The organism is Prochlorococcus sp. MIT2309, assembly GCF_059772305.1.
The window spans coordinates 1,024,368-1,047,752 of sequence record NZ_CM186282.1 but is presented as its reverse complement, the minus strand read 5'-3'; the positions used below and the strand labels follow the sequence as shown (position 1 = coordinate 1,047,752).

General features: G+C 35.9%; 30 protein-coding genes and 1 tRNA gene. 14 read left to right on the top strand and 17 right to left on the bottom strand.

Features of this window, described 5'->3' with window-relative positions; all coding sequences use genetic code 11:
- Positions 1-120 precede the first annotated feature (120 nt).
- Complete coding sequence (locus AC6EJA_RS05835; RefSeq protein WP_498501726.1) at positions 121-756, top strand: DUF3120 domain-containing protein; 636 nt, start codon at positions 121-123, stop codon at positions 754-756.
- A gap of 12 nt (positions 757-768) precedes the next feature.
- Positions 769-2,439 carry an L-aspartate oxidase gene (gene nadB / locus AC6EJA_RS05830; RefSeq protein ID WP_498501725.1) on the top strand — a complete coding sequence of 557 codons (1,671 nt, stop codon included), beginning with the start codon at positions 769-771 and terminating at the stop codon, positions 2,437-2,439.
- 3 nt (positions 2,440-2,442) lie between these two features.
- On the opposite strand, the gene AC6EJA_RS05825 is transcribed toward nadB, so the two are convergent.
- From AC6EJA_RS05825 to AC6EJA_RS05795, 7 genes are all read right to left on the bottom strand, one after another.
- The gene (locus AC6EJA_RS05825) at positions 2,443-3,387 is read right to left on the bottom strand and encodes a vitamin K epoxide reductase family protein (RefSeq protein WP_498501724.1); all 945 of its coding nucleotides are present in this window, start codon (positions 3,385-3,387) and stop codon (positions 2,443-2,445) included.
- Between the two features lie 96 nt (positions 3,388-3,483).
- Positions 3,484-3,579: a cytochrome b6-f complex subunit PetL gene (gene petL / locus AC6EJA_RS05820; RefSeq protein ID WP_498501723.1), complete on the bottom strand. Its 96-nt coding sequence runs from the start codon at positions 3,577-3,579 to the stop codon at positions 3,484-3,486.
- 65 nt (positions 3,580-3,644) lie between these two features.
- Positions 3,645-4,046: a DUF4346 domain-containing protein gene (locus tag AC6EJA_RS05815; protein WP_498501722.1), complete on the bottom strand. Its 402-nt coding sequence runs from the start codon at positions 4,044-4,046 to the stop codon at positions 3,645-3,647.
- 468 nt (positions 4,047-4,514) lie between these two features.
- Complete coding sequence (locus AC6EJA_RS05810; protein WP_498501721.1) at positions 4,515-4,724, bottom strand: hypothetical protein; 210 nt, start codon at positions 4,722-4,724, stop codon at positions 4,515-4,517.
- Positions 4,725-4,744: 20 nt separating this feature from the next.
- Positions 4,745-5,920 carry a GNAT family N-acetyltransferase gene (locus AC6EJA_RS05805; protein WP_498501720.1) on the bottom strand — a complete coding sequence of 392 codons (1,176 nt, stop codon included), beginning with the start codon at positions 5,918-5,920 and terminating at the stop codon, positions 4,745-4,747.
- A gap of 15 nt (positions 5,921-5,935) precedes the next feature.
- Positions 5,936-6,604 (bottom strand): RibD family protein, encoded by a 669-nt coding sequence (locus AC6EJA_RS05800; protein WP_498501719.1) that lies wholly within the window; start codon positions 6,602-6,604, stop codon positions 5,936-5,938.
- Between the two features lie 6 nt (positions 6,605-6,610).
- On the bottom strand, positions 6,611-7,531 hold the full coding sequence (locus AC6EJA_RS05795) for a 6-pyruvoyl trahydropterin synthase family protein (RefSeq protein WP_498501718.1): 921 nt from the start codon (positions 7,529-7,531) through the stop codon (positions 6,611-6,613).
- A gap of 120 nt (positions 7,532-7,651) precedes the next feature.
- On the opposite strand from AC6EJA_RS05795, the gene AC6EJA_RS05790 reads away from it, so the two are divergent.
- The gene (locus AC6EJA_RS05790) at positions 7,652-8,158 is read left to right on the top strand and encodes a shikimate kinase (protein ID WP_498503559.1); all 507 of its coding nucleotides are present in this window, start codon (positions 7,652-7,654) and stop codon (positions 8,156-8,158) included.
- Here the strand turns inward: AC6EJA_RS05790 and AC6EJA_RS05785 are convergent.
- The gene (locus AC6EJA_RS05785) at positions 8,133-8,390 is read right to left on the bottom strand and encodes a CRR7 family NDH-1 assembly protein (RefSeq protein ID WP_498501717.1); all 258 of its coding nucleotides are present in this window, start codon (positions 8,388-8,390) and stop codon (positions 8,133-8,135) included. The genes AC6EJA_RS05790 and AC6EJA_RS05785 overlap by 26 nt on opposite strands.
- 16 nt (positions 8,391-8,406) lie before the next feature.
- On the opposite strand from AC6EJA_RS05785, the gene AC6EJA_RS05780 reads away from it, so the two are divergent.
- Positions 8,407-9,177, top strand: coding sequence for a DUF6816 family protein (locus AC6EJA_RS05780; protein ID WP_498501716.1), 771 nt, complete (start codon positions 8,407-8,409; stop codon positions 9,175-9,177).
- Here the strand turns inward: AC6EJA_RS05780 and AC6EJA_RS05775 are convergent.
- Positions 9,095-9,814 (bottom strand): glutathione S-transferase family protein, encoded by a 720-nt coding sequence (locus AC6EJA_RS05775; RefSeq protein ID WP_498501715.1) that lies wholly within the window; start codon positions 9,812-9,814, stop codon positions 9,095-9,097. The genes AC6EJA_RS05780 and AC6EJA_RS05775 overlap by 83 nt on opposite strands.
- A gap of 66 nt (positions 9,815-9,880) precedes the next feature.
- On the opposite strand from AC6EJA_RS05775, the gene AC6EJA_RS05770 reads away from it, so the two are divergent.
- From AC6EJA_RS05770 to AC6EJA_RS05760, 3 genes are read left to right on the top strand one after another with little or no spacing between them, the layout of a single operon-like run.
- Entirely contained in the window at positions 9,881-10,087 is a 207-nt protein-coding gene (locus AC6EJA_RS05770) for a DUF751 family protein (RefSeq protein ID WP_498501714.1), read from the top strand.
- Between the two features lies 1 nt (position 10,088).
- Entirely contained in the window at positions 10,089-10,472 is a 384-nt protein-coding gene (gene rbfA / locus AC6EJA_RS05765) for a 30S ribosome-binding factor RbfA (RefSeq protein ID WP_498501713.1), read from the top strand.
- Between the two features lie 11 nt (positions 10,473-10,483).
- Positions 10,484-11,278, top strand: a complete 795-nt coding sequence (locus AC6EJA_RS05760; protein ID WP_498501712.1) for a uroporphyrinogen-III synthase — start codon at positions 10,484-10,486, stop codon at positions 11,276-11,278.
- Positions 11,279-11,283: 5 nt separating this feature from the next.
- Here AC6EJA_RS05760 and AC6EJA_RS05755 read toward each other — a convergent pair whose 3' ends face one another.
- Together AC6EJA_RS05755 and zds are read right to left on the bottom strand one after the other, a co-directional pair.
- Positions 11,284-11,766, bottom strand: coding sequence for an SRPBCC family protein (locus AC6EJA_RS05755; protein WP_498501711.1), 483 nt, complete (start codon positions 11,764-11,766; stop codon positions 11,284-11,286).
- Entirely contained in the window at positions 11,766-13,226 is a 1,461-nt protein-coding gene (gene zds, locus AC6EJA_RS05750; RefSeq protein ID WP_498501709.1) for a 9,9'-di-cis-zeta-carotene desaturase, read from the bottom strand. The genes AC6EJA_RS05755 and zds overlap by 1 nt, the downstream gene beginning before the upstream one ends.
- A gap of 108 nt (positions 13,227-13,334) precedes the next feature.
- On the opposite strand from zds, the gene AC6EJA_RS05745 reads away from it, so the two are divergent.
- Both AC6EJA_RS05745 and AC6EJA_RS05740 read left to right on the top strand, forming a co-directional pair.
- Positions 13,335-13,721, top strand: a complete 387-nt coding sequence (locus AC6EJA_RS05745) for a HesB/IscA family protein (protein ID WP_498501708.1) — start codon at positions 13,335-13,337, stop codon at positions 13,719-13,721.
- A 37-nt stretch (positions 13,722-13,758) separates the two neighbouring features.
- Positions 13,759-14,178: a tetratricopeptide repeat protein gene (locus AC6EJA_RS05740; protein WP_498501707.1), complete on the top strand. Its 420-nt coding sequence runs from the start codon at positions 13,759-13,761 to the stop codon at positions 14,176-14,178.
- On the opposite strand, the gene AC6EJA_RS05735 is transcribed toward AC6EJA_RS05740, so the two are convergent.
- Positions 14,175-15,119, bottom strand: coding sequence for a TIGR01777 family oxidoreductase (locus tag AC6EJA_RS05735; protein WP_498501706.1), 945 nt, complete (start codon positions 15,117-15,119; stop codon positions 14,175-14,177). The genes AC6EJA_RS05740 and AC6EJA_RS05735 overlap by 4 nt on opposite strands.
- 101 nt (positions 15,120-15,220) lie before the next feature.
- Between AC6EJA_RS05735 and AC6EJA_RS05730 the strand changes: the two genes are divergently transcribed.
- A complete protein-coding gene (locus tag AC6EJA_RS05730) occupies positions 15,221-15,469 on the top strand; it encodes an NAD(P)H-quinone oxidoreductase subunit O (RefSeq protein WP_498501705.1) in 249 nt (82 codons plus the stop codon).
- On the opposite strand, the gene AC6EJA_RS05725 is transcribed toward AC6EJA_RS05730, so the two are convergent.
- Positions 15,466-16,131: a J domain-containing protein gene (locus AC6EJA_RS05725; RefSeq protein WP_498501704.1), complete on the bottom strand. Its 666-nt coding sequence runs from the start codon at positions 16,129-16,131 to the stop codon at positions 15,466-15,468. The two genes, AC6EJA_RS05730 and AC6EJA_RS05725, sit on opposite strands and share 4 nt — an antisense overlap.
- A 26-nt stretch (positions 16,132-16,157) precedes the next feature.
- Positions 16,158-17,126, bottom strand: coding sequence for a cysteine synthase A (gene cysK / locus AC6EJA_RS05720; protein WP_498501703.1), 969 nt, complete (start codon positions 17,124-17,126; stop codon positions 16,158-16,160).
- An 82-nt stretch (positions 17,127-17,208) separates the two neighbouring features.
- Here cysK and AC6EJA_RS05715 point away from each other — a divergent pair, with 82 nt between their 5' ends.
- The 4 genes from AC6EJA_RS05715 (at position 17,209) to rpaA (ending at position 19,407) form a co-directional block, all read left to right on the top strand.
- Positions 17,209-17,472: a UPF0367 protein family gene (locus AC6EJA_RS05715; protein ID WP_498501701.1), complete on the top strand. Its 264-nt coding sequence runs from the start codon at positions 17,209-17,211 to the stop codon at positions 17,470-17,472.
- 26 nt (positions 17,473-17,498) lie between these two features.
- Positions 17,499-18,179 carry an ABC transporter ATP-binding protein gene (locus AC6EJA_RS05710; RefSeq protein ID WP_498501700.1) on the top strand — a complete coding sequence of 227 codons (681 nt, stop codon included), beginning with the start codon at positions 17,499-17,501 and terminating at the stop codon, positions 18,177-18,179.
- Positions 18,180-18,207: 28 nt separating this feature from the next.
- A tRNA-Asn gene (locus AC6EJA_RS05705) sits at positions 18,208-18,279 on the top strand.
- A gap of 351 nt (positions 18,280-18,630) precedes the next feature.
- Positions 18,631-19,407 (top strand): two component system response regulator RpaA, encoded by a 777-nt coding sequence (gene rpaA, locus AC6EJA_RS05700; RefSeq protein ID WP_498501699.1) that lies wholly within the window; start codon positions 18,631-18,633, stop codon positions 19,405-19,407.
- Positions 19,408-19,412: 5 nt separating this feature from the next.
- Here the strand turns inward: rpaA and AC6EJA_RS05695 are convergent, their stop codons facing one another.
- The 3 genes from AC6EJA_RS05695 to AC6EJA_RS05685 are packed head-to-tail and all read right to left on the bottom strand — an operon-like array spanning position 19,413 to position 23,358.
- Positions 19,413-20,393, bottom strand: coding sequence for a DNA polymerase III subunit delta' (locus AC6EJA_RS05695; RefSeq protein WP_498501698.1), 981 nt, complete (start codon positions 20,391-20,393; stop codon positions 19,413-19,415).
- An 8-nt stretch (positions 20,394-20,401) separates the two neighbouring features.
- On the bottom strand, positions 20,402-21,031 hold the full coding sequence (tmk, locus tag AC6EJA_RS05690) for a dTMP kinase (RefSeq protein WP_498501697.1): 630 nt from the start codon (positions 21,029-21,031) through the stop codon (positions 20,402-20,404).
- Complete coding sequence (locus tag AC6EJA_RS05685) at positions 21,028-23,358, bottom strand: heavy metal translocating P-type ATPase (protein ID WP_498501696.1); 2,331 nt, start codon at positions 23,356-23,358, stop codon at positions 21,028-21,030. The genes tmk and AC6EJA_RS05685 overlap by 4 nt, the downstream gene beginning before the upstream one ends.
- Between the last annotated feature and the right edge of the window lie 27 nt (positions 23,359-23,385).

The following is a 23,385-nucleotide window of genomic DNA, read 5'->3' as shown; positions in this document are numbered from 1 at the left end:
TCATTTCAGTTCTTTTAAAATTTTGTTCCGATCACATCACAAATAACTACAAAGACCTCAGAACTTTCAGAGTCATATCTCTCTAACTCCAGAACGCTTCGGTTTTGGTCCAGTACATGTGTGATTTTGCCCGTTTTCATACAGGCACCATGGGTTCATTTGTATCCAATTTGGGCTTTTCTATTTAGTTTTGTTCTTTTGTCAATTGGGTTTGGGTTTATCCAATTCTTGCCCAAAAGATTTCTAAATATAGGTGCTCTATTAATTGGCGTGAGTGGAAGTTGGCTTGGTGGATGCTTATTTTGGGGCTGGTTAAGGGCATATCCAATTTGGCATCTTCCTGTCGAATCAATTGCTCTTCCCATTGCTCTAGCAGGATTAAATACTCGTTGGAGAATCGGAGCAGGATTTTACTTGGCTTCACTCTTGGGAACTGCAGTTACTGATTTAATGATTGTTTGCACAGGTGTAATGAAATATTGGCCGCAAGTAATAAATGCTGATTTTCAGAATGCATCTGAGCTTCTATTTGAGACTTCTCAACTGCTTCTTAGTAAGGACAAGATTACACTTTTAATTTTTGCGGCTTTATTAGTTTCTGTTGTTGCTTATCTGATGGATAAGAAAGCTAGAGTGGATTCTCAATTTTCTACAACCTGGTTTGTGGCTAGTGCCGCGTTGTTTACGACACTTTGGGTTGATGGTCTTTTTTTGATTACGACTTTAATTCAACCTCAACTAAGTGGATTGATCTAAAAGAGAACACATATGACTGTTTTGATTAAAAGAAGATCAGTACCCTCAATCAATTGGGATGTAATAGTCATTGGATCAGGAGCGGCTGGATTAATGACTGCTCTTGAATTACCAGATCATTTAAATATTTTGCTTTTGAATAGAAATACTAGTAAGCGTAGTGCGAGTAGATGGGCGCAAGGTGGCATAGCAGCTGTGACAAGTAATCAGGATAATATTTATTGTCATGCTCAGGATACTCTCAAAGCAGGAGACGGTATTTGTGATGCAGATGCCGTTGAACTCTTCGTTAAAAATGCGCCTAAATGTGTGGAGCGTCTTCAAAATCTTGGGATGGATTTTGATCAAATTGATGGAAAACTATCAACAACATTAGAAGCGGCACACAGTCATAGAAGAGTTTTGCATGTTCAGGATAGAACTGGAAGAGCTTTGGTTGATGTACTGCAGGAAAGAGTTGAAGAGAGTCAAAACATCTATCACTATCGGGGAATTCGAGTTACGAAACTTTTGGTGGAAAACAATCACTGTTGTGGTGTTCAGGTTCTTGACGGATTATTTTTGTATTGGATAAAGGCTCGAGGAGTTGTCCTCGCATCTGGAGGGGGTGGCCATCTTTTTGCAAATACTACTAATCCTGCTCAGGCTAGTGGTGAAGGGATTGCATTAGCTTGGCAAGCAGGCGCTTCAATAGAAGATCTTGAATTTGTTCAATTTCATCCCACTGCGCTCAAGCTAAACCATGCTCCTTGTTTTTTATTAACCGAAGCATTAAGAGGAGAAGGGGCTGTTTTAGTTGATAAATATGGTGAGAGTGCCGTAAAAAAATTATTGGGAAAAGATCTAGCCCCTAGGGATCAAGTAAGTAGAGCACTTTTACAAATTATGAGTGAACAAGATATCGATAATGTTTGGCTCAATCTAAAGCCAATCGGCGCAGCAAAAATTGAAACCCGTTTCCCAAACATTTTAAAAAGATGCAGAGATTTTGGTTTGGATCCTATTAAAGAGCTTATTCCTGTTGCGCCTGCTGCTCACTATTGGATGGGTGGAGTTGCAACGAATCTATTTGCTGAAACTGATCTTCCTGGTTTATTTGCTGTCGGAGAGGTCGCATGTACTGGATTACACGGAGCCAACAGATTGGCTAGTAATTCCCTGATGGAGTGTGTTGTCTTTGCAGGACAATTATCTAAAATTCAACTTAATACAAAAGAGATAGAAAAAAACTGCTTCGATAATAAAAATATTGAATCATGCCCATATTTTTTGAGCGATAATTTTTCATCGAAAGATCTAAAAATTAAGATTGATAATCTCAGGGTTTTGATGTGGAGAGAAGCTGGTGTTGATCGGTCCTATTTTGGATTAAATAAAGCATTAAAAATAATTCAAAAAGAAATGCAGATTTCGTCTGGAGAGCCACTTATCGAGTTTATTCATACTAATAATATTGGATCTATTTATGAACTTAGTGAAAAACAAAGAAGTGATTTGAACTTACTTTTAGATCTATATCATAGACAAATAACTAGTTCACTTATGTTGAAGGCTTGTTTATTTAGGAGCGAAAGTAGAGGAGGTCATTTTCGAAAAGATTTCAAAAAAAGTTCACCTTACTGGCATTGTCATTCTCAACAGAAAATAGGTAATGAAATATCGACTAGACCAGTAAATAACTAATTATTATCTAAAATCTCTCGTTCCATTATATCCACTAATATTTGCAAGTTCCTCAAGAGGAAGAGCCCCAGATGTTATTTCGCCATTAATTTCCCAGGAAGGATATGAGTCAATACCTTTCTCTTTACATAGATTACTTTGACTATTTTTCCCATCTTCAGCACACTCTACTAAGTTTAACTTTGAAACAGCTTCTTTCCCAAATAATTCTTTTTGTAAGGCACAATATTTGCACCAATAAGCAAAATACATCACAGCGCCTTCTTCACTAAGATGCTCTGCTAGTGCAATTGCTGATAACGAGCTATTTCTTTTTACAAGAGGCGCACTATTTGATGATAAGAGATTTTTTTCTTTCTTCTCAGGATTCACAGCAGAAGCCCAAATAAGGCTTAGAAGAGTGACGATAAGAAAAGTAATAGAACCTTTGAAAATTAAATCACCAGGATCATTCCAATTACCACCTTTTAATGTAAGTAGAAAAATTAGTATGGAAATTACAGCTGAAAATATACAAAATAAGCAAATACTCTGAATTTTAAAAATCATTATTCCCATGAGAATAATACTAAATACACTCATTGATCCTGATAGGAAAAATAAAAACCACCAAGTTCTGGAAGCAACTTTATTTTTATTTTCACTAAATAAAGGAATGTATGGAGCTATCGATAAAACAACAATTAAGAAATAGGAAAATAATCCGAGGAAAGATAAAGGAATTGAAAAGTTACTATTGGCAAAAATAGTTCCCCAAGAACTATTTAAAACTTTTTCGCACCCCCCAAATGAACCTGGGCAGGAAAGGGAACCGATAATACCCCACCTGCTAAGAGTTATTGAACCAGTATCAATAACACCTATTGTGGATAGTATCACTATCGAAATTCTTGCCCATTTGAAACCTTGATCTTGGCGAGACCGACTTGAAAGTCGAGATGAAGCCATTTGTTAGATAAACCATCTTTCATTAGTGATTTTAGTCACTTTTAGTGATAAGAGGTTTAATTATCGGTTTTCTGTCTTTGGATGGTGGGCCATGCTTCAAATTAACTTGATGGCTCTGAGAGCTTTGTTAATAAGAAATGCTGTAGCTAAGCCGGCACCTACCAGACCAAAATAGAAAATGATACCAAGCAAAATTAATAGACTCAGAAGTTCATTTATTCTAAAGCATACTGAATAAATTAATTGTCTTGAAAGATTTAATCTTGTACATACTTCGTTTTTCCTATTAAGGCATCCTCTGCTCTTTGAAGTTCACGACCGATATATAGAGCGTGATCTAATTTAGATATTGGTGGGGTTTCGCTTTGCTCGGTAATTTTTATACCAACTTCTTTGGCGCTTCTGCCTCTGTAGATATTTATTGGTTTTCGGGTATTTGCCTGATTACAACTAATGGGTAACCCTGTTTCTGGATCAATTGCAATTCCTTTATCGTCAATATCATTTGAATAATGTTCAATAATAATTTCGCTACATTCATAGTCAACTTTGATTATTACATAACCGAGGGGATCAAGATCAATAGATCTCTTTGATAAAAACTGATCAAGTGAATAAATTTTAGAGGCAATCTTTTCGTCGCAAATTTTTTGATCCATTTTGAATTTTAAGCACTTAGTATGATTGAGTTAATACCTTGTTGATTATACTGCGCAGGTAGCTTATGGATGAGTTTGAATCCATTCTTTGATAAGTGAAACAGAAATTTTAAGGATTTTAAACTGGAATCCTTATGTAAGAAATTTAAAAAATATTTTTAATAATAAGATAAAGTACTTGAAATTTTATTTTTTTGCGGAAGAATTTAAATATCAGATTCATAATAAGAGATTAGAAATCATGGTTCTTCCAGTTTTGCATTCTTTTCAAGAGATTAATATGATAAATGCAATGGTGAAGAAGGAATTAGGAAAACAAAGGAAGAACTCTAAAATAAAGTCTTCAAAATCATTGAATCAATTATTATTGTCAGATACTAAAAAGAGAGTTATTAAAAGGAATATAAAAATTTTTAAGAATGATGATTATCAAATAGCCTCTTAATAAGCTACCTAAGCCTCAATAAATCAATTGGCTATGAAGCTCTTTAGAACAAAAAATATTAAAATATTTATAAAAATGAAAGATATATAGACTGTCCCTGGATTTTTTAAGCCTGCAGGTGCAGTTAACTCAAGGCCAAAAATTTTTAGAACAGTCTGCGAGCCACTATCTTCATAACTCAATATTCCAGATTTATACCATGGGTTTTTTTCAGTTCCCTTTTTTTCTGACATGTTTTTTAGAATTACTTTTCTTAAGATAGTTTTGGTTGAATCGATTTGAAAGGCACTTCATTATTTGTTGCCATTATTTCGTCAAGCATTAACTTGTTTACTTTATTTAGCCATTCTCTTATTAATTTATTCATGCTTGGGTCATACCATCTATGAAGACTAATATTGGGTTTTGCAAGAAACCCTCGCCTTCTTTTTTGACTCCCTCCAGCACCAGGATCAAAATATTTAATATTATTTTTAATTGCCCACGATATTGGGCTGTAATAACACAATTCAAAATGAAGGAAGTTTAGTTCTTTTTGCGATCCCCAATATCTACCCCAAAGCGTATCATCATTTCTTATGCACAATGACATTGCTATTGGATTTGGATCTTTTTTTTCATGTGCACAAAACAGTATGACGTTATTTTTCAGTTGAGGAGAACTAAGTTCTTTGAAAAATTCTTTTGATAAATATTTACTTCCCCAAGACCCCCATCTTGCACAATGTTGCTCATAAAAATCATGCATTAATTTCATATTTTCTTCGTCGATTTGATTAGCTTCTCTAATAAAGATATTTATACCTTCTTCTTTTAAGAATTTTCTTTCTTTGCGTATATTTTTTCTTTGGTTCGCGTTAAATCTTGATAAGTATCCACCAAAATCTTTTTCTCCATATGATTCCCATAAACTACTTTGATTAATCCACGACGCACAATCAGCTTTCTTTGCCATAATACTCCAACTTGAATCACAATACAAAAAGTTGCAACTAAGTATTTTATTATTCTTACAAAAATTATCTATTTCCTCCATTAGAATATTTGTCAGGGCTTGTTTATTCTCATTTTCAGCATACAAAAATTTGTAACCTATAACTGGACTTACTGGACTCATCCCAATTAGTTTTGGATAATAATTTAGGCCAAGATTATAAGCTAATTCAGCAAATTGATTATCAAATATAAATTCTCCATAACTATGGCCTTTGAGAAATAGTGGTGCTATTCCAATAATATTTTCATCTCTCCAAATTGACAAATATAGTGGTTGCCATCCATTTCTTGGAACAATGCTATTCGATTGTTCTAGAGCACATAACCAGCTCCAACTATAAAATGGTATTTGATTATTTTTATTTAATTTATTCCATTTTATTTCTGTTATTTCAGAAATTGAACTGTGCCATTTTGGTATTATATTATTCATTGTTATATATCTATTTTATGAATATGATCTTAAATATCTTAAAAGAAGTTCGTTATTAGGCATTAATCTAGATTCATTTAAATTCCATGTACTTTCTATAAATCTATTTTTATTTTTTAATATACTAGTAATCCAATTATGTTCTCCAGAAATTATTTTTGGGACTAGTGTTATTTGTAACTCATTTATTAAATCTTCAAGGATTAATGAGCTTATTACTTGAGAGCCGCCAAGAATAACTAAGCGCGAAATACCAAGACTTCCAATAACTTTTAATGTATTTGACCAGTTTTGTTCGAAATTTAATTCCTTGGTGAACCCATTATTTGGATTTATTTTACAGTGCTTTTCGCTAGTGTTTATCAGCCATCTTTCCACTGATTGATTAAAGTAAAAAGTATCATAGTTAATATTTTCTTCTTTACTTATCACGATGGAAATCGGTTGTGGAGATTGACCATTCTTAATTCTTTTTTCTATTAATTCATTGTTCTTAATTAAACAAGTAGATTGAATGATTCTTAAAGTATTACCTCCAAGAAGAGCGGCATCTGCCCACGTTAAAGCATCTTCCAATACCTTTCTGTCCCCAACACTACCCAAGGACTTATTTTCTGAACCTTGAATTGCTATTCTCCCATCAAGACTTGAGGCAATAACTACTTTTGTCCAAATTGAGCTCACTAGAAATTACGTACTTACATATGATTCGAGGGATAGTGAGTTAGAACCCGATTGGGTTGATTCTGCATAAACTTCTGCTGCATTATTGGGACTTTCTTGGAGTCTGATTTTATGTAATTTAGCCCCAATAGCTTTTATGGGTGATTTGAGCTGATCACTAATGTGGAGGGCAATATTTTCTGCGGTGGGAACGCAAGTTGAAAAGTGCGGTATGTCTTTATTTAGAAAGGTATGGTCAAAGGGTTCTACCACTAAATCATCTATTAATCTTTGCAGAGCTGATAAATCACAAATCATTCCTGTTCTGGGATCAATTTGACCTTTGACCGTTATGTCTACAAGGTAGTTGTGGCCATGACCATTGGGTCTAGCGCATTTCCCAAATATTTTTTCATTCTCTACTTGCGATAAGTCCTCTCTTGCCAAGCGGTGCGCCGCTGCGAAGTGTGTTTGGACTGTTAAAAAAGCATTCATGGCATCACCGTTGTAATCGGCCCAAAGGGTAGGACTTTCGTATAAACGTAAATCAATAATAGGCAAATGTGGTATTAAACGTTTCCAGATTATTCGAAGTAGTGATTCTGTAGTAGGTAAACAGCCCTCAGGCTTTGTAATGTCAAATTCAGGCCAAGCATTGTTAAGGAAACGAAAATCAAGTTGACTGGTAACTTCTTTTTTAATGGCATGTTTCACGTCTGAAAGGTTAAGAACCATTCCAAATTGATCAAGTTTGCCGGCCATCGAGACTATTAATTCATAGTTGTGACCATGACCAGGGGCCAATGCGCAAGGTCCAAAACATGCTGAATTGTCATCCTCGGAGAGTTCAGGTAACCAATATCTGTGACTTGCACTAAAGCAAGCTCTTCTGGTTATCACGCAATCTCTTCCCTCTCCGTGAGATTTTTGAATTAATTTCTGATCCATTGTTTCTCACGTAGATTCATATTTTAATAAACTCATACATGTTTCGTAGTGGGTAAAGACCTTTTGAATACTTCTTCATTAAAACAAATTTTAGGCGGCCGGAATATTTATTTGGTTGGAATGATGGGATCTGGCAAAACCACGACAGGTCCCTACTTAGCTAAAGCTCTTGATTATGGATTTGTTGACTCAGATACAACCGTTGAAAAAGTTGCCAAGATGTCAATTAGTCAGATATTCGAAATCGATGGGGAGGCAACTTTTAGAGATATAGAAACTCAAGTTCTGAAAGAGATTGGAAAAAGATATTCCCTTGTGGTATCAACTGGAGGAGGAATCGTCACCTCCTCTCAAAATTGGGGTACTTTGCATCAAGGGATTGTTGTTTGGATAGATCCTGATAAGGAAATAATATTAGAGCGACTTTCTAAAGAGTCTGAAAAAAGACCTCTTTTGCGAGGTAAATCCTCTAGTGATATTTTAGATTTTTGTGAAATGAGAAACAATTTTTATAAGGAAGCGGATTTGCATATAAGGTCTCATAACCAGTCGCCTAAGGAATTGGCATCGCTCATTATTGAAAAACTATCGTCTATTGTAATTAGTGAGGAGAATCAAGACGGATAGCAAACCATTGCAATTTAAATCCAGGTTGAATTTCTAAGTCACATGCTGTGTCCATTAAGTATTGAGCAGCCTCCTCTTTTGTTTTTTTGATTAAATCTTCAGGTAATGTTTCAAGTTTTTCGAGCCAATAGCATAACCAAGAAAGAGTTTCGTCGTAGCTTAGAAATTGTTCTTTTTTACCTGGCTCCAGCACAACAAAGTTATCCATTTCACGAATTAAGGGATCAGACATGAGGAGAAGTTTTTTAATGCTGCTTTTAATTTTTTTTGTGGTGATTTTTCCGCCAGAGGCCTCTTTTGGATACCAATTTAATAATTTACATCAAGATGCATTAGAAATCCGCAACTCTCAATGGCCTAATTGGAATTTGCCAGGCCCATTTAAAATATCAGGATTAAAAAAAGACATATATTATCCCAGTGCATTTCAAGGGGAATGGCAAGTTGTTAATGTTGACTTAATCAATTCAAAAAATAAAGTTTTCAAATATAAGGCTAGGTTCAAAGATAATTCTGAAAATAAATTGATTGCAGACAGAGAATTCAATTCCAGATCTATAGGTAAATCTTTGCTGGGGAATCAATTTATAAATATTCAAAATGACCCTAAAAATATTAATAGACAATTAGCAATTTTTAAGAATAGGGAATATCTTGAAAGTAAAGTAATTGGCAGAAATCAAAGTAATCTAAGCGAAGATACATTTATTGCTGATGAACTTGTTTTACAAATATATCATTCGCAAACAAAATCAAGAATAAATCAAGTAGAGACATTAAGTAAATATTTTAAATGTAAAAATATTGGAATTGAATTTTCAAATTTAAAGAATGAACCAATATGTGGGCAACAACTTCAAGCAAAGTATGCTGCCCCAGGGGAAAGCTTTAGTTCAAAACCATTAAATCTAAATAAATATCAGATTTTTCTTTTTTCTAATGAAGATTATCCTCCTTCAGATGATTTTCTAGTTGATCTCGCCACTCAAAAAGAACAGATAATTCAGGATCATCAATAAATCCTGAACAACCTTTACCAGCAAGTTCTTGTCCTGCAGAGTTTGGAAATTTCAACAAAGATAATTGAGCTCCAACAGCTATATCTGCAATAGTAAGCTGATCGCAAACTAAGTATTTTTGGTTTTTAAGTAATTCTGATAGATTTTTGAGGTTTTTTAAAAGATTTGCTCCTTCTCCTTGATTAACGAATTCTGACAACTCACTTACTACATCTGTGGGGAAATTGCCTACTAGATTTCTCAACTGAACAGGTAATTCATCAGGTAATAAAGCATCACGTAGTTGTGAGTCTGTTGAAGCCGCTTTAATAAGCGCCGATCTTGCTGCTTTTGCCATTGTGTTATCTGCCCAGTCTTCGATAATGCTTGCAATAGCAAGTTTTTGTGGGTCTGATGGTATCAGACTTGGATCGGGCTCAATTTTCTCAAGGTGTCTAACGATTGCTTTTGAATCATGTATCACTTCATCACCATCAACTAAAACAGGAACTTTTCTTTGTCCTGAGAGTTTAAAGATTTTCAATTGGCCAATCCCTGGTGTTATGTCAAAAGTTTTGTAATCTAATTTTTTTGCATCTAGAACCATTCTTATTTTTAGACAAAATGCTGATTGACGGAATTGATTGAGTTCTAACATGATGAAATTTTATTAGGATCAAAAAATGGGAGATATAGTTACTTAAGATAGGTGTGAATTTAAGAGATGGGAGAATTTTTTGCCAATGTTTCTCGCTACCCTAAATATCTAATCACAATTGTATTGGGTGTTTTTGCTGCAGTTTTAAATCCTTTGCTTAAGCGCAGTAAAAATCCGGTTACTGCTGTAGCTTTAATAGGGGCATTTGTAAGTGGCCTTATTACAATTGGTTTTCTGCTAAGGGAAATGGTTTATCCAGTTTCTTATTCATAAAATGGCAAATCCCAGAAGAGTAGAAAAATTTGCAGCTTTAATAAGACGAGAAATCAGTCAGCTGCTTATGCGTGATGTTCATAACGAAAAAATAAAAAAAAGTCTATTAACTATTACGGAGGTTGAGGTCTCTAATGATCTGCAGCATTGCAAGATATTTGTGAGTCTTTTTGGGAATGATTCTCTAAAAGAAGAGGTCTTCTCTGAGCTTGCTGAATCTACTGGTTTCTTGAAAGGGGAATTGGCTAGAAGACTCGACATGAGAAGGGCTCCTGAGATTGTTTTCAAGCTTGATAAAGGGATGAAGAAAGGGATATCGGTATTAAATTTATTGGGTAAATTAGAGCGAGAGAGAGAACAAAAAACTAATAAATCAATAGATTAAAGAAAATCAATATGATTAATAATTCATCTCTTCAAGGAAAAATAATAGTAATAACTAGGGCAAGTGAAAAAATTTCTGAATCACAAAAACTTTTTTCATCACTTGGGGCAAATATTCTAGAATTGCCAGCGCTAATAATTGGCCCACCAAGTAGTTGGGGCCCTCTTGATCAAGCTCTCATTGAAATAAACACTTTTGATTGGATTATTTTTTCAAGTTCAAACGGTGTAATTTCAATAGAAGAAAGATTAAATCTTATAGGGTTGAGTCTCTCAAATAAACAAAATATTCCAAAAATCGCTTGTGTTGGCAAAAAAACAGCAAGTACCTTGATTAATCTGAATTGTAAAGTTGATTTTATTCCACCTGAGTATATTGCTGACAGTCTGATTGATAATTTTCCTTGTTCAGTGAGGGATTCAAAAATTTTAATACCAAGAGTAGAAACTGGGGGAAGGCCAATTTTACGAAATTCTTTTCTACAATTAGGAGCAAATGTTGTTGAGATTGCAGCATATGAATCAAAATGTCCTAAAGAAATACCACCTCAAACCCACTGTGCATTTAGAGATAAATTGGTTGATGCAATTACTTTTACAAGCAGCAAGACAGTTCAAAATACTTGTAAATTATTAAATGAAAATTTTGATGAGGAATTAATTAATAAGGCAAAGTTTGCAAAATTGATTTCAATAGGACCACAAACTTCTTTAAGTTGTAAAAAATATTTTAATAGAGTTGATATTGAGGCTAAGGATCATGATCTTGATGGATTAGTAAGGGCATGTATTAAGGTTTTTTCATAGATTATTTAAATAGAATCTTTAACGATACTTTTATCAGAAAATCTCTTTTCGACAAGTTTTTTAAAGCGATTTATATTAGTTTGAAGTTCATTAGTTACCATTTTCCCTAAAATATTTTCAGCCATAAATCTCGCTAGAACTTGTGGTAGTTCATAAGAAATAGTTAGCTTAACCATTGTTCTTTTATCTGGCTGTTCGTAAAATCTTACGCAACCTTTTGTAGGGAGGCCTCCTATTGATTCCCATTTGAGTTTTTGAGCTTCTACCCTTTCATTGATTTTGGCCTTCCATTTAAATCGGAATCCGTTTGCGGCAAGAGTCCATTCGGTTAAATCAGGAAGAGTGGATGTCTCTTGATCAACAGTTTTCACAGATTCGATCCATGTCATCCACAAAGGCATGGATTCTAAATCGCTCCAAACTTTCCAAACATCTTCTTTTGGTGCTTCTATTTCACTAATTACTGTATGTTCGAGCCATTTTCCCATTAAGCCACCTCGGAGTTTTTGGCTAATTTCGCTTCTTTTTTAAGCATCACTGATGCCGCAAGATGGCCACTCATAGTAGCCCCCTCCATTGAATCAATGTAATCTTGCTTTGTATAGCTTCCGGCCAGAAAGAAATTATCTAAGGGAGTTGATTGACTAGGCCTGAAAGGTTCCATTCCAGGCGCTTCTCTGTAGAGAGAATGCGAAACTTTTACTACATTGCCCCAGACGAGTTGCAAATCTCTTGATGAAGGGAATAGTTTTCTTACTTGCTCATCTGTATGTTTGATAATCTTCTCTACTGGAGCTGTTATCCATCTGTCTCCAGGGGTTAATACGCATTGAAGTAATGAGCCAAGGCCATCTTTTTTATAATCTTCAGGGCTCGCAAGTGCTAGATCAGCAAAGCAGCTAAAATCGGCGTCGGCTGTGTACAAAAGGTTGTCAAGTCCTGTTGGGTTTTTTAAGTTTCTTTTGGCTGTCTTATTATCTATTTCTGTTACCCAGCCATCGTAACGCAATTGAACTGTTGCGACTGGTACGGCATCTAAATTAAAAATCTTCTCGAAAATTGGATAAATTTTCCATTCTGAAGGTATTAATCTTTTAATTCCAGGGACATCACAGGCAGCTAAGTATTGATCAGCAAAGATAGTTTTGTCGCCCTCTGGAGTTGATAGTTCTATTGATGTAACTCTGTGAGTATCTTGTGTTTCAAAATTGATTTTTTTTACACTGTTACTTAGATGCAGTTTCCCTCCTCTTGCTTCTACATATTCCCATATTGGCTTTGTTAACCATTTATGGGGGGATCCTTTGAGGAGATTGAGCTTGGAGGCTTCTGTTTTGGATGCAAACATCATGAATATTGTCAGCATGCATCTTGCGGATATGTTCTCACAATCAATAAATCCCAATGCGTATGCAATTGGATTCCACATTCTTTTTATGCTATTGATGCTTCCGCCATGGTTTGTGAACCATTCTTGAAAACTCATTGAATCTAGTTCTCTTATAGTTTTCATTGCACCTTCGTAATCAACTAAACCTCTGACGATTGGGCTCGTGCCCAATGCAAGGGCGTTTCGAAGTTTATCAATCCAATCAAGTTGTGGAGTTGTAAAAAAAGCTTTCAAGCCATTAAAAGGGGCTCCTAAAGCAAATCGAAAATCAAGTGACTTGATATTCTCTCCTTCGTTTACAAAGAGGTGTGTGTGCTCCTTAGGAAGTAAGTTTTCAATTGCCCCAACCTTTTTCATGAGTGCAAAAAGATTTGCATAGTTGAAAAAGAAAACATGTAACCCCATCTCTATGTGGTTACCGTCCTGGTCTTCCCAGCTACCAACTTTGCCTCCCATGAAAGGCTTGGCCTCGTATAGATCAACTTCGTGACCTGCCTCGACCAAATCAACTGCTGCGGTCAGGCCTGCAAGACCAGCCCCAATTATTGCAATCCTCAATGTTTTAATAAAAAATGTCCTCTAACTCTATAAAAATAGATACCCATTTGCTTAAGACAAAAATGTTACTTATTTCGTAAAATAGTAAAAGATTTTTTTTATGGTCAAGTGACTAGCTCTCCGCAGGCTCCGAGTACCGCAAAAAATGGGAAAGGAATCCTAATTACTCCAACGGCAATGGATCAACTAGGACGCCTTTGCAAAGATCAAGGCAAAAACAGTTTATTGCGAGTGGGTGTTAGATCAGGTGGCTGCAGTGGGATGAGTTACACAATGGATTTTGTCTCTTCTTCGGAAATTAAAGAAAATGATGAGGTATATGAATATTCGATATCAGATGGAAATACTTTCAAAGTTATTTGCGACCCCAAAAGCTTGCTTTATATTTATGGGCTTCAGCTTGATTTCAGTACCGATTTAATTGGTGGAGGGTTCAATTTTACTAACCCTAATGCCACACAAACCTGTGGATGCGGAAGTTCTTTTGCAGTCTAAATAATTATGATTCAATTCAGAATAATATTTTTTTGATATGGAAACCACCGATAAAAGCCTTTTCGATTTATCTATGGATAGGTACAAAGAAGGCGCAAAACCAGAGGATTTATTAGAAGATTTTCAGAGCATTGTTGACGCTTATCCAAATAATTCTGCAGGTTGGACATGCCTAGCTTGGCTTCAATTGCTTTTGAATAAACCTAATGAGGGACTTAAATCTGCAAAACTTGCCGTAAAATTAAATGCTCAAGATCCTCAAGCGAGAATAAATCTCAGTTTAGCTTTGCTCGAAACTAAATCAAAAGGTGTAAGGGAACATATTGATTTAGTTAAGAGGGCTTTGATGGTTATGCCAGAACTTGAAAAAGAATTAAAAGATTCCATAGATGATGGACTAAAAAGAAAACCTGAATGGGAAGCACTCCTTAAGATTAAAAATTGGCTTGATTTTTAAAATTTATCTTTTGAATTTGCTATGTCATTAAGGGCTTCTGCTAGTGATGGAAATTTAAAGTTGTAGTTTAATTTACTTAGTTTTTTTGATTCAACTTTTTGTCCCTCGAGAACAACTCTGGCGCCGTCACCTAGGAGAATTTTTAGTAGAGGTCCTGGGACTGGCAAAATCGTTGGTCTTCCAAGTGTTTTCCCAAGAGATTCAGAGAATTTAGCCATGCTGACAGGATTGGGCGAAACTGCATTAATGGAGCCATTCCAATTTTTTTCCTTCATAGCTTTTTCTATCATTGAACATAGATCTTTTCTGTGAATCCAACTCATCCATTGTTTCCCATCACCTATTGGCCCCCCAAAACCAGAACGAAAAACTGGCAACATTTTCCCAAGTGCTCCACCATCAGCTCCTAAGACAATTCCTATTCTGAAAATAACTAATCTTGTTTGCTTAGGTTTTTCCATCGCTGCAGCTTCCCATTCTCTGCAGAGTGAGGATAAGAAATCTTTCCCTGATGAATTATCCTCCGAATAAATTTTATTTTGACTTGTTCCATAAAAACCAATTGCAGATGCATTAATCAGAGTCTTGGGTGGTTTTTTTAATTCCTTCATTGCATTGACTAAAGATTTAGTTGTTTGAAGCCGACTTGATCTAAGTACTTCTAAATGGTTTTCAGTCCACCGCTTCTCAGCAATTGGCTCGCCTGCAAGGTTTATCACACAATCGGCGTTATCAAGAGCGTTGATTAATTCATCTTTTTGCCAATTTTGAGTTTTGGATGGGTCAATCTGAAGAAGTTCAAAATTTTTCGAAGTAAGAAAATTTGAATATTTTTGCGCTGACTTCCTGCTGATAACAGTCAAGTTGTGACCGGCTTCTAGTAAGTTTGGGATTAATTCTCGCCCAATAAAACCAGAGCAGCCGATAAGAAGCAGTTGCATCCAAGAAATTAATAACCATTTAAAGGTTAAATTGTTTTTTGGTCATACCGCTGACATTTAAATTGAAAGCATGATTTATTGTTAGGTAGGGTTCTACAAAAATGTCTAATTCAGAAGTATCAGAAAAAAAAATCCCAAAAAAATTTCGCAAGGGGGATTTGATAAAAGTCAATAGAGATCTTTATTTAGGCAGTCTTGAGGCTGACGCTAGTGATGAACTGCCACCTGAATATATTTTTGAAGGGCCTGGTGAAATTTTGCAGCTAAATGGAGATTATTGCCAAGTTAGATGGCGCAGACCTGTACCTGATGTTTGGCTTAGAGCTGATCAACTGGTGATTTGGTCTTAGGCTAAGGGAAGATTTCGTCTCTTTTTTTTCATTTCAGATCTGTTTTTTTTAGCCAATCGCATCATCTCAATTCCATCATGCAGGTAATTATCAACATAACCAAGTGTGTAAATCCTTAACTCATTTATGGCGTCCTCAACTTGAGAAAAGCAGTGATATAGAGAAAGTGATAGGTTTTTGCATGAATTTGGAGCCATCAGTTTTTGATACGTGAGGTTAATTTTTTTTATTTTTGATTGACTGAGCTCAATATATTCACAGAAACTATCCATGATACTTTCATCATATGGATCTGCTGAAAGATCTTTAATTTGTGATGGAAAACGATTTATTATTTCCCCGATTAATTTATCAATGGGTGTGTAAATAGTTTTGAGCCAAAAGCGAATTTGCGTTTCTTCTATATTTGATTCTGCTTGAACCTTGTTAACAAGTTCTTCCTGAGTATTATAATTATCATTATATTTTTTTGAATTAATTAGATCATATTTACTTCTCTTTTCTTGATCACTAAGTATTTCCCAAGCAGCATTAAGTAAAAGTATTTTTGTTTCATCACCTCCTGCATCTGGATGATGTTTTTTTACTAATTTCCTATAGGCAAATTTAATTTCTGCTTTGCTGGCATCATTTTTTATTCCTAATATTTTATATGGATCCATAGTAAAAATATAACTTTGAACCGCATTCAGAGATAGCCATCTCTTCTTTTTGGCATTGATGAAATTGAGCTAAACATAGATGTTGATAAATATCTCTCTCCAAAGCTAGGAAGTACTACAACCAAACGTTTTTTATTCATTTCGTCTCTGCAACCAATTTTTAGAGCCGCTGCTACTGCGGCCCCACTGCTGATACCGCTCAGCAACCCCTCTTCTCTCGCTAGTAGCCTTCCGATTTCCATAGCTTCTTCATCAGTTATTTGAATGATTTCGTTTAAAAGACTTGAATCCAACACGCTTGGAATAAAACCCGCACCTATTCCTTGAATATTATGTTCACCAGCTTCACCCCCAGAAAGCACAGGACTAGCAGCTGGTTCAATAGCATAAACAATCAATTTTGGATTCCTTGATTTAAGTATGCGTGCACATCCTGTGATTGTTCCTCCTGTGCCAACGCCGCAAATAATTCCATCAATTCTGCCATCACAATCTGTCCATATTTCCTCAGCGGTGGTTTTCTCATGAATTTCAGGGTTGTAAGGATTATTAAATTGTTGAAGTAAATATGCATTTGGAATCGAAGCGACTAGTTCCTTAGCTAATTCAATTGCTCCCTGAATTCCATCTCTACCTGGGGTTAGTTGTAATTCTGCTCCATAAGCTCTAAGAATAGAGCGGCGCTCTGTACTCATGGTGTCTGGCATTGTGAGAATCAATCTGTAACCTTTTGCCGCAGCTACCATTGCCAAAGCTATGCCGGTGTTACCACTTGTAGGCTCTACTAAAACAGTTTGGCCTGGTTTGATTGTTAAAGATTCCTCTGCAGCCCTCACCATTGCCTCAGCAATTCGATCCTTAACAGACGCAGTTGGGTTGAAACTCTCAAGTTTTGCGAGAATTTCAGACTTGCAGTTAAATTTTTTCGGTAACCTGTTAAGCCGTACTAATGGTGTTCGGCCAACTAATGAGGTTATGTTAGGAGCAATAGGCATAGATGATCGTGAGAAGTTGACCGTATGACTATCTATTTGAATAGAGTAGTAAGAATGGAAATACCTCTCAGGAAAAAAAACTGTGTATGTTATTGAGTTGGCTCTGAAGCTGAGCCCCTTCCCATTATCCGTTCAACGAAAAGAACTAGCTAATGCGGAATCGCTTTATAGTCTAATCCGAGAGAGTATTGAAAAAGCGGAACCCAAAATGCTTGAACTAACTTGTGAGCAAGTTGATGAAAAGAAATTAACAGTTCTTGTTAGTGAAATTCAGGCTGTTCAAATATATGAGAAAACGGCTATGGGGGCAGGATCCAAACGACCAGGCTTTTCATTTGAAACTTAAATTCCTTGTCAGAAATTGGTCTTGGCATGAACTTTTCTAAACCATCTCTTGTTGTTGAGGAGTTAAGTTTTACCTGGCCAGATGGAACTGCTGCATTGAGTAAATGCTCATTTTCAATTTCAGAATCAGGTTTATGGATGTTAGTGGGAAAAAACGGTAGCGGAAAAAGTACTCTTTTTAGGCTAATAAATGGGATGCTAAAGAGTCAAAGCGGCAAAATTACCTGTTCATTAAATCCTTACTTAGTTTCTCAAAACCCAGACCACCACATTCTTTTACCAACTTGCAAGAGTGATCTTCTTCTTAGTGTAAAAAAAGATTTGAATTCATTTCAAAGAACTCAATTAATTCACTCCACATTAAAAAAAATCGGTATGGAAAGAATGGAAAACAGGCCGATTCATACTCTTAGCGGTGGGCAGAAGCAAAGACTAGCCATTGCGGGAGCACTTTTAAGTGGATCAAATCTTCTGCTGTTAGATGAGCCCACAGCTCTTCTGGACCCAATAAGTCAAAAATCTATTCTTGAATTGGTTAAAAAGCTCTGCTCAGATAGTAAAAACCCAATGATTGCTCTTTGGATTACGCATCGTTTGGATGAATTAAAATATTGCAGTGGGGCGGCAATGGTTGAAAATGGCCGAGTGGGAGATTGGATTTCCGGAAATGATATTCATAAACGGTTCAAAACACTTGCCCTCAGGTAGCAATTAAGGGTATGTTCTTTTTGTTTGATCCTCGGTAGCTCAGCGGTAGAGCGGTCGACTGTTAATCGATTGGTCGCAGGTTCGAATCCCGCCCGGGGAGTATTTCTCAAAAAGATCCCACTAACAGGGATCTTTTTGAGTTTTTCATCAAAAATCCCATAAATTTCTATTCCTTTTGATTGGTCTGGCATATTTATGAAAAATATTGACAGTTTTTTCTGAGATCCTTAACAGAAATGAGCTTAAATTGGAAGACTTTCTAAAGACACGGATACTAGTTTTTTATAGAGAGTATGCACAAAACTCAGTACATGATTGACTTTTTCTACTTTTTTGGTGGCTCAGTGTGTTTTTTTTAATTCTGCATAAAAAACAAAATCTTGAGAGAATCGTAAGCAATCTAATCTTTTGGCATTTCTGTCAATAAGACAATTATCTAACGTCCGGTCTAATGAAACCCTGTATTTTACTAATAGAAGATGACCAGGACATGCGTGAGCTGGTTGCAGGCCATTTGTCCCATACTGGCTTTGATGTTCAAAAAGCTGAGGATGGCATAAAAGGTCAAGCTCTGGCCCTTCAGTATGAGCCGGATCTAATTCTTCTTGATTTGATGCTACCAAAAGTAGATGGATTGACTCTTTGTCAGCGCCTTAGAAGAGATGAAAGGACATCAAACATACCAATACTCATGATCACTGCTTTAGGGGGCACTAAAGACAAGGTCACTGGTTTTAATTCTGGTGCTGATGATTACGTGACAAAACCTTTTGACCTTGAAGAGCTTCAGGTTCGCATTAAAGCTTTATTGAGGAGGACCAATCGAGCACCTGTAGGAGCAATCAGTCAACAAGAAATCTTGAGTTATGGACCCTTAACTCTTGTGCCAGAGAGGTTTGAGGCGATATGGTTCGAGCTGCCAGTTCGACTAACTCATTTAGAATTTGAATTGCTACATTGTCTTCTTCAAAGACATGGACAAACGGTCGCACCATCTTTGATTTTAAAGGAAGTATGGGGGTATGAACCCGATGATGATATTGAGACTATTAGGGTTCACGTAAGACATCTCAGGACAAAGCTGGAGCCTGATCCAAGAAAACCAAAATTCATCAAGACTGTTTATGGGGCTGGATATTGCCTTGAATTGCCTAAAGATGAAAAATTGAGTGAATTTACGGACTTAATAACTAATTCTAGAAAAGAAAAGGGAGTTATAGAAAGCTAAAATTATCAAGTAATATGTATGTCAATCAATGCAATCTCCCATGCAAGTCTTGAATTAGCATGCGACTGAATCTGTCCCCTCAGTTTCTCAAGCCTCCTAAAGCTTTCTATATTTTTTCTCAAATCCCATAAATATTGTTGATACCAACCAATCAGCCATAATTGTTCTTTAGGGCTCAATTCTTCAGAGATTGATTTTGCAATTGATAGTGCTTTTGTAAGATCATTACTTTTAAGATCTTTTATAGTTGATATCAGATCTTCTGGTAAACTCTCCCATATTTCTATATTTTTCTTAATTGCTCCTGGAGATCCATGCGAAATTTTTAATAGTTCCTTTTCTTTTTTTAAGTAGAAATTGTCATAACTATTTTCTTCATTTTTATTTCTAAAAATATTTTCAACGGATTTGGAGTTAAGCCTGTTAAAGAGAACATTTTGACACCGTGATCTTATTGTACTAAGTAATCTCTCAGGTCTCTCAGATATTAAAATGAAAACGCCATGATTTGGTTCTTCTAGTGTTTTTAACAATGCATTTGCCGCTGATTCATTTATTTCATCAATATCCTCTATTACTACCATACCAAAAGAAGATTCAACAGGATTCTTTCCTAAAAATTCTCGAATTTTTTTTATCTGCTCAAGTCTAATTTGAGAGGTTGAACGTATATTAATATTTTCCAATTCAGCTATTGATTTTTCTATTAGTTTTCCTTGATATGCGAATGTTGGTTCAACCCAAAGTAAATCAGGATGATTCCTACTTTCTAGTTTTCTTCTAAGATCTTTTTTTTTTGAGTTTTTTGATAATAAACCTTCAAGAAATCTCATTGCTGCAAGCTTTTTACCTACTCCGAAGGGACCAGAAAATAAATATGCATTTCCCAGTCTTTTTTTTTCAATAACTGCTTTTAAAAATTCAATAGCATTTTCTTGGCCAATTAAATCTTCAAAATCACATTTATTGAATGAATCTGATGACATTAATTTCATTATGACAACAAATTTAAAATATGTTTCTGAATAGAAATATTTACCTCGTTAGGCATTTTATTCCCATCAATCCTGATCCAATTTCTCTCTTTTGATAGTGATGAGAAACCAGAAGAAACTTTTTTTAGGAAAATCATACCTTCTTTTTCTATTCTGTCTTTTGTCTTTTCCGCTCTTCTTTGAATACTTTTATTTAAATCAATATCTATCCAGAAAGTAATGTCTGGAGAAATTCCTTGTGTAGCAATTTCTTCTAATTGGTTAATTATTTTAAATTCCAGACCTCTCCCATATCCTTGATAAGCAATCGTTGAACCACTGAATCTATCACTAATAACCAAATTTCCTTTTTCTAAATTTGGCATAATCAATTGGCTAATATGTTGAGCCCTATCTGCGGCATAAAGAAGAAGTTCGGTTGAGGGATAGGGGCAATTATCTCCATTAGTATCTAATAGTAATGATCTGATATTTTTTCCAAGATTGGTTCCACCTGGTTCTCGAGTAATTTTAAGTTCCCTTCCTTTTAGAATTAATTCATTTTCCTCCAACCATCTTTTAATTAGTTGGATTTGTGTTGTTTTTCCGCAACCATCAATACCCTCTAAAACTATAAACTTCCCTTTCATTTTGACTTTAGTGATAAGGCATTCATAACTACTGTGATTGAACTTGTTGCCATGAGAAAAGCTGCTAGGGGTGGTGATAAAAGAATTCCAAAACTTGGAAGAAGAGCCCCTGCTGCCAATGGCAGAGCAAGCATGTTGTACCCAAATGCCCAAAAAAGATTTTGCCTTATTTTTCCCATTGTTTTTTTAGCAAGGAGAAGTGCTTCTGGTAGTGCCTCCAGCCTGTCGCCCAAAAGAACTAAATCAGCTGAGTCTTTTGCTATTTGCGTTCCAGTGCCTACAGCAATTCCAATATCAGCAGCAGCTAATGCTGGGGCATCATTAATGCCATCCCCAACCATTCCAACTTTGTTTAAAGATTGAAAAAATTTAATCTTTTCTAATTTCTCTTCCGGAAGTAACTGCCATCCAAGATGCTTGGCTTCAAACCCCAATTTTTCTCCAAGTTGCAAAACTGACTTTTGTCTATCGCCACTGAGAATATCTAACTGAAGCCCAAGCTTTCTTAATCTTGCAATTGCAGTGTTTGCATCGGCCCTTATTCGATCATCAATACAAATTAAACCTAGTAATTTTTCCTGCAAGGAAACTGCAACAATTGAGTTGCCTTGATTATTTATCTGATCGAGAACTATCTCAATGTCCTCATCAAAAATTACTCCATGTTCTTTTAACCACTCAGGCTTTCCCACACGTATAATTCCTTCAAAATTTTCTATTTCACCTTTTATTCCCATACCTGGGGTTGTGATTGTGTTTGTTGTATTTAATAGTTCCAAATTAAGTTGCTCAGTTTTTTGAAGGATTGCATATGCAATTGGATGTCTACTATTTTGTTCAAGACTTCCAGCTATTTGAAGCATTTCAAGTTCGTTTTCGCAGCGCAGACATTGGACAACAAGGGGTCTCCCTATTGTGAGAGTTCCGGTTTTATCGAAAATAATTTGAGTTATTGATGAGGCAGTTTCAATGACATCGCCACCTTTAAATAACCAGCCGTGCTTTGCTGCTAATCCTGATGAGACAGTTATTACCGTTGGTGTTGCAAGACCCAAAGCACATGGGCAAGCGACTACGAGTACTGCTATGGCAAGTTGAAGTGCCAAACCAATAGGAGTTTGAGCTTGACTTCCCAGAGCAGTATGTAAACCATGCTGATGCATTAAGCCCTGACCAGAGGCGTTTAATACATTTGGCCAAATTTTGGTACCTATTTGCCACCAAAAAATAAAAGTACTCAAAGAAAGGATGAGAACCAAGTAACAAAAATTTCCTGCAACTTGATCGACCAATCCTTGTATGGGAGCTTTTCTAGCTTGAGCCTCTTCGACTAGACCAACTATCCTTGCTAAAGAAGACTCTGCGCCAATTCGCTGGACTTGAAAAATCAGTGTTCCCTCTAAATTTAGGCTCCCTGAAGCAAGTTCAGTCCCTTTGGATGCATTAATAGGCATTGGTTCCCCAGTGAGACTGGATACATCAACACTGGAATTACCATGCTTGACTATTCCATCAACAGGTATTCGATCACCGGCCAATAATTGAATATTCTCTCCTGGTTTTAAAGACCCAACTTTAACCTCACGAATTTCATTTTCACTTACAAATAGGCGAGCGTTTTCGGGCTGTAATTGGGCTAGATCTTGGAGAGCCTTGTTTGTTCGGAATCTTGCGCGCTCTTCAAGAAATCTTCCAACGAGAACAAAACCAAGCAACATAACTGGTTCATTGAAAAAACAAGGCCACGAAACATTTGGCCAAATTAATGCAACTAAACTGGCTGCGTAAGCGCTTGAAACTCCAAGGCCAACAAGGCTATCCATCGTTGGGGAGAGATTGATTGCTGATTTGGCTCCACGTTTGAGTATTTGTAAGCCAGGTCCAAAAACAGCGTATGTTGCGAGAGTTGCATGAAATGGGAGTGTGCCAATAAGAGGTAGATTTATTTTCCCAATCTCAGATAAATGTCCAAGAATTGATAAAACTACCAATATCAAAGCAACCATAAGTTGTTTCCATTGGCTCCACCATGACTGGTCTCCTGATTTATTAGCAGAGCTTCTTTTACTGAAATCTTTCTCTCTCCTTTGCTTCGATGGAAAACCTCTCTCGCTAAGCAGTAATAAGATTTTTTCGATCACTTCCTCTGAACTTGAGCTTTTAAAATCAATCCAAGCTGTTCCAGTTACTAAATTTACGCTCGCTTGTTGGACGTTAGGTTGATCAGATAATAGTTTTTCTACGGATCTCACACAACCTCCGCACTTCATTCCCTCGATATCAATTAGAAGAGAAAGGTTTTTTGATTTGACTTCTTTTCGCCTCACGATTTTATAAGAGCAATAAATTAATCT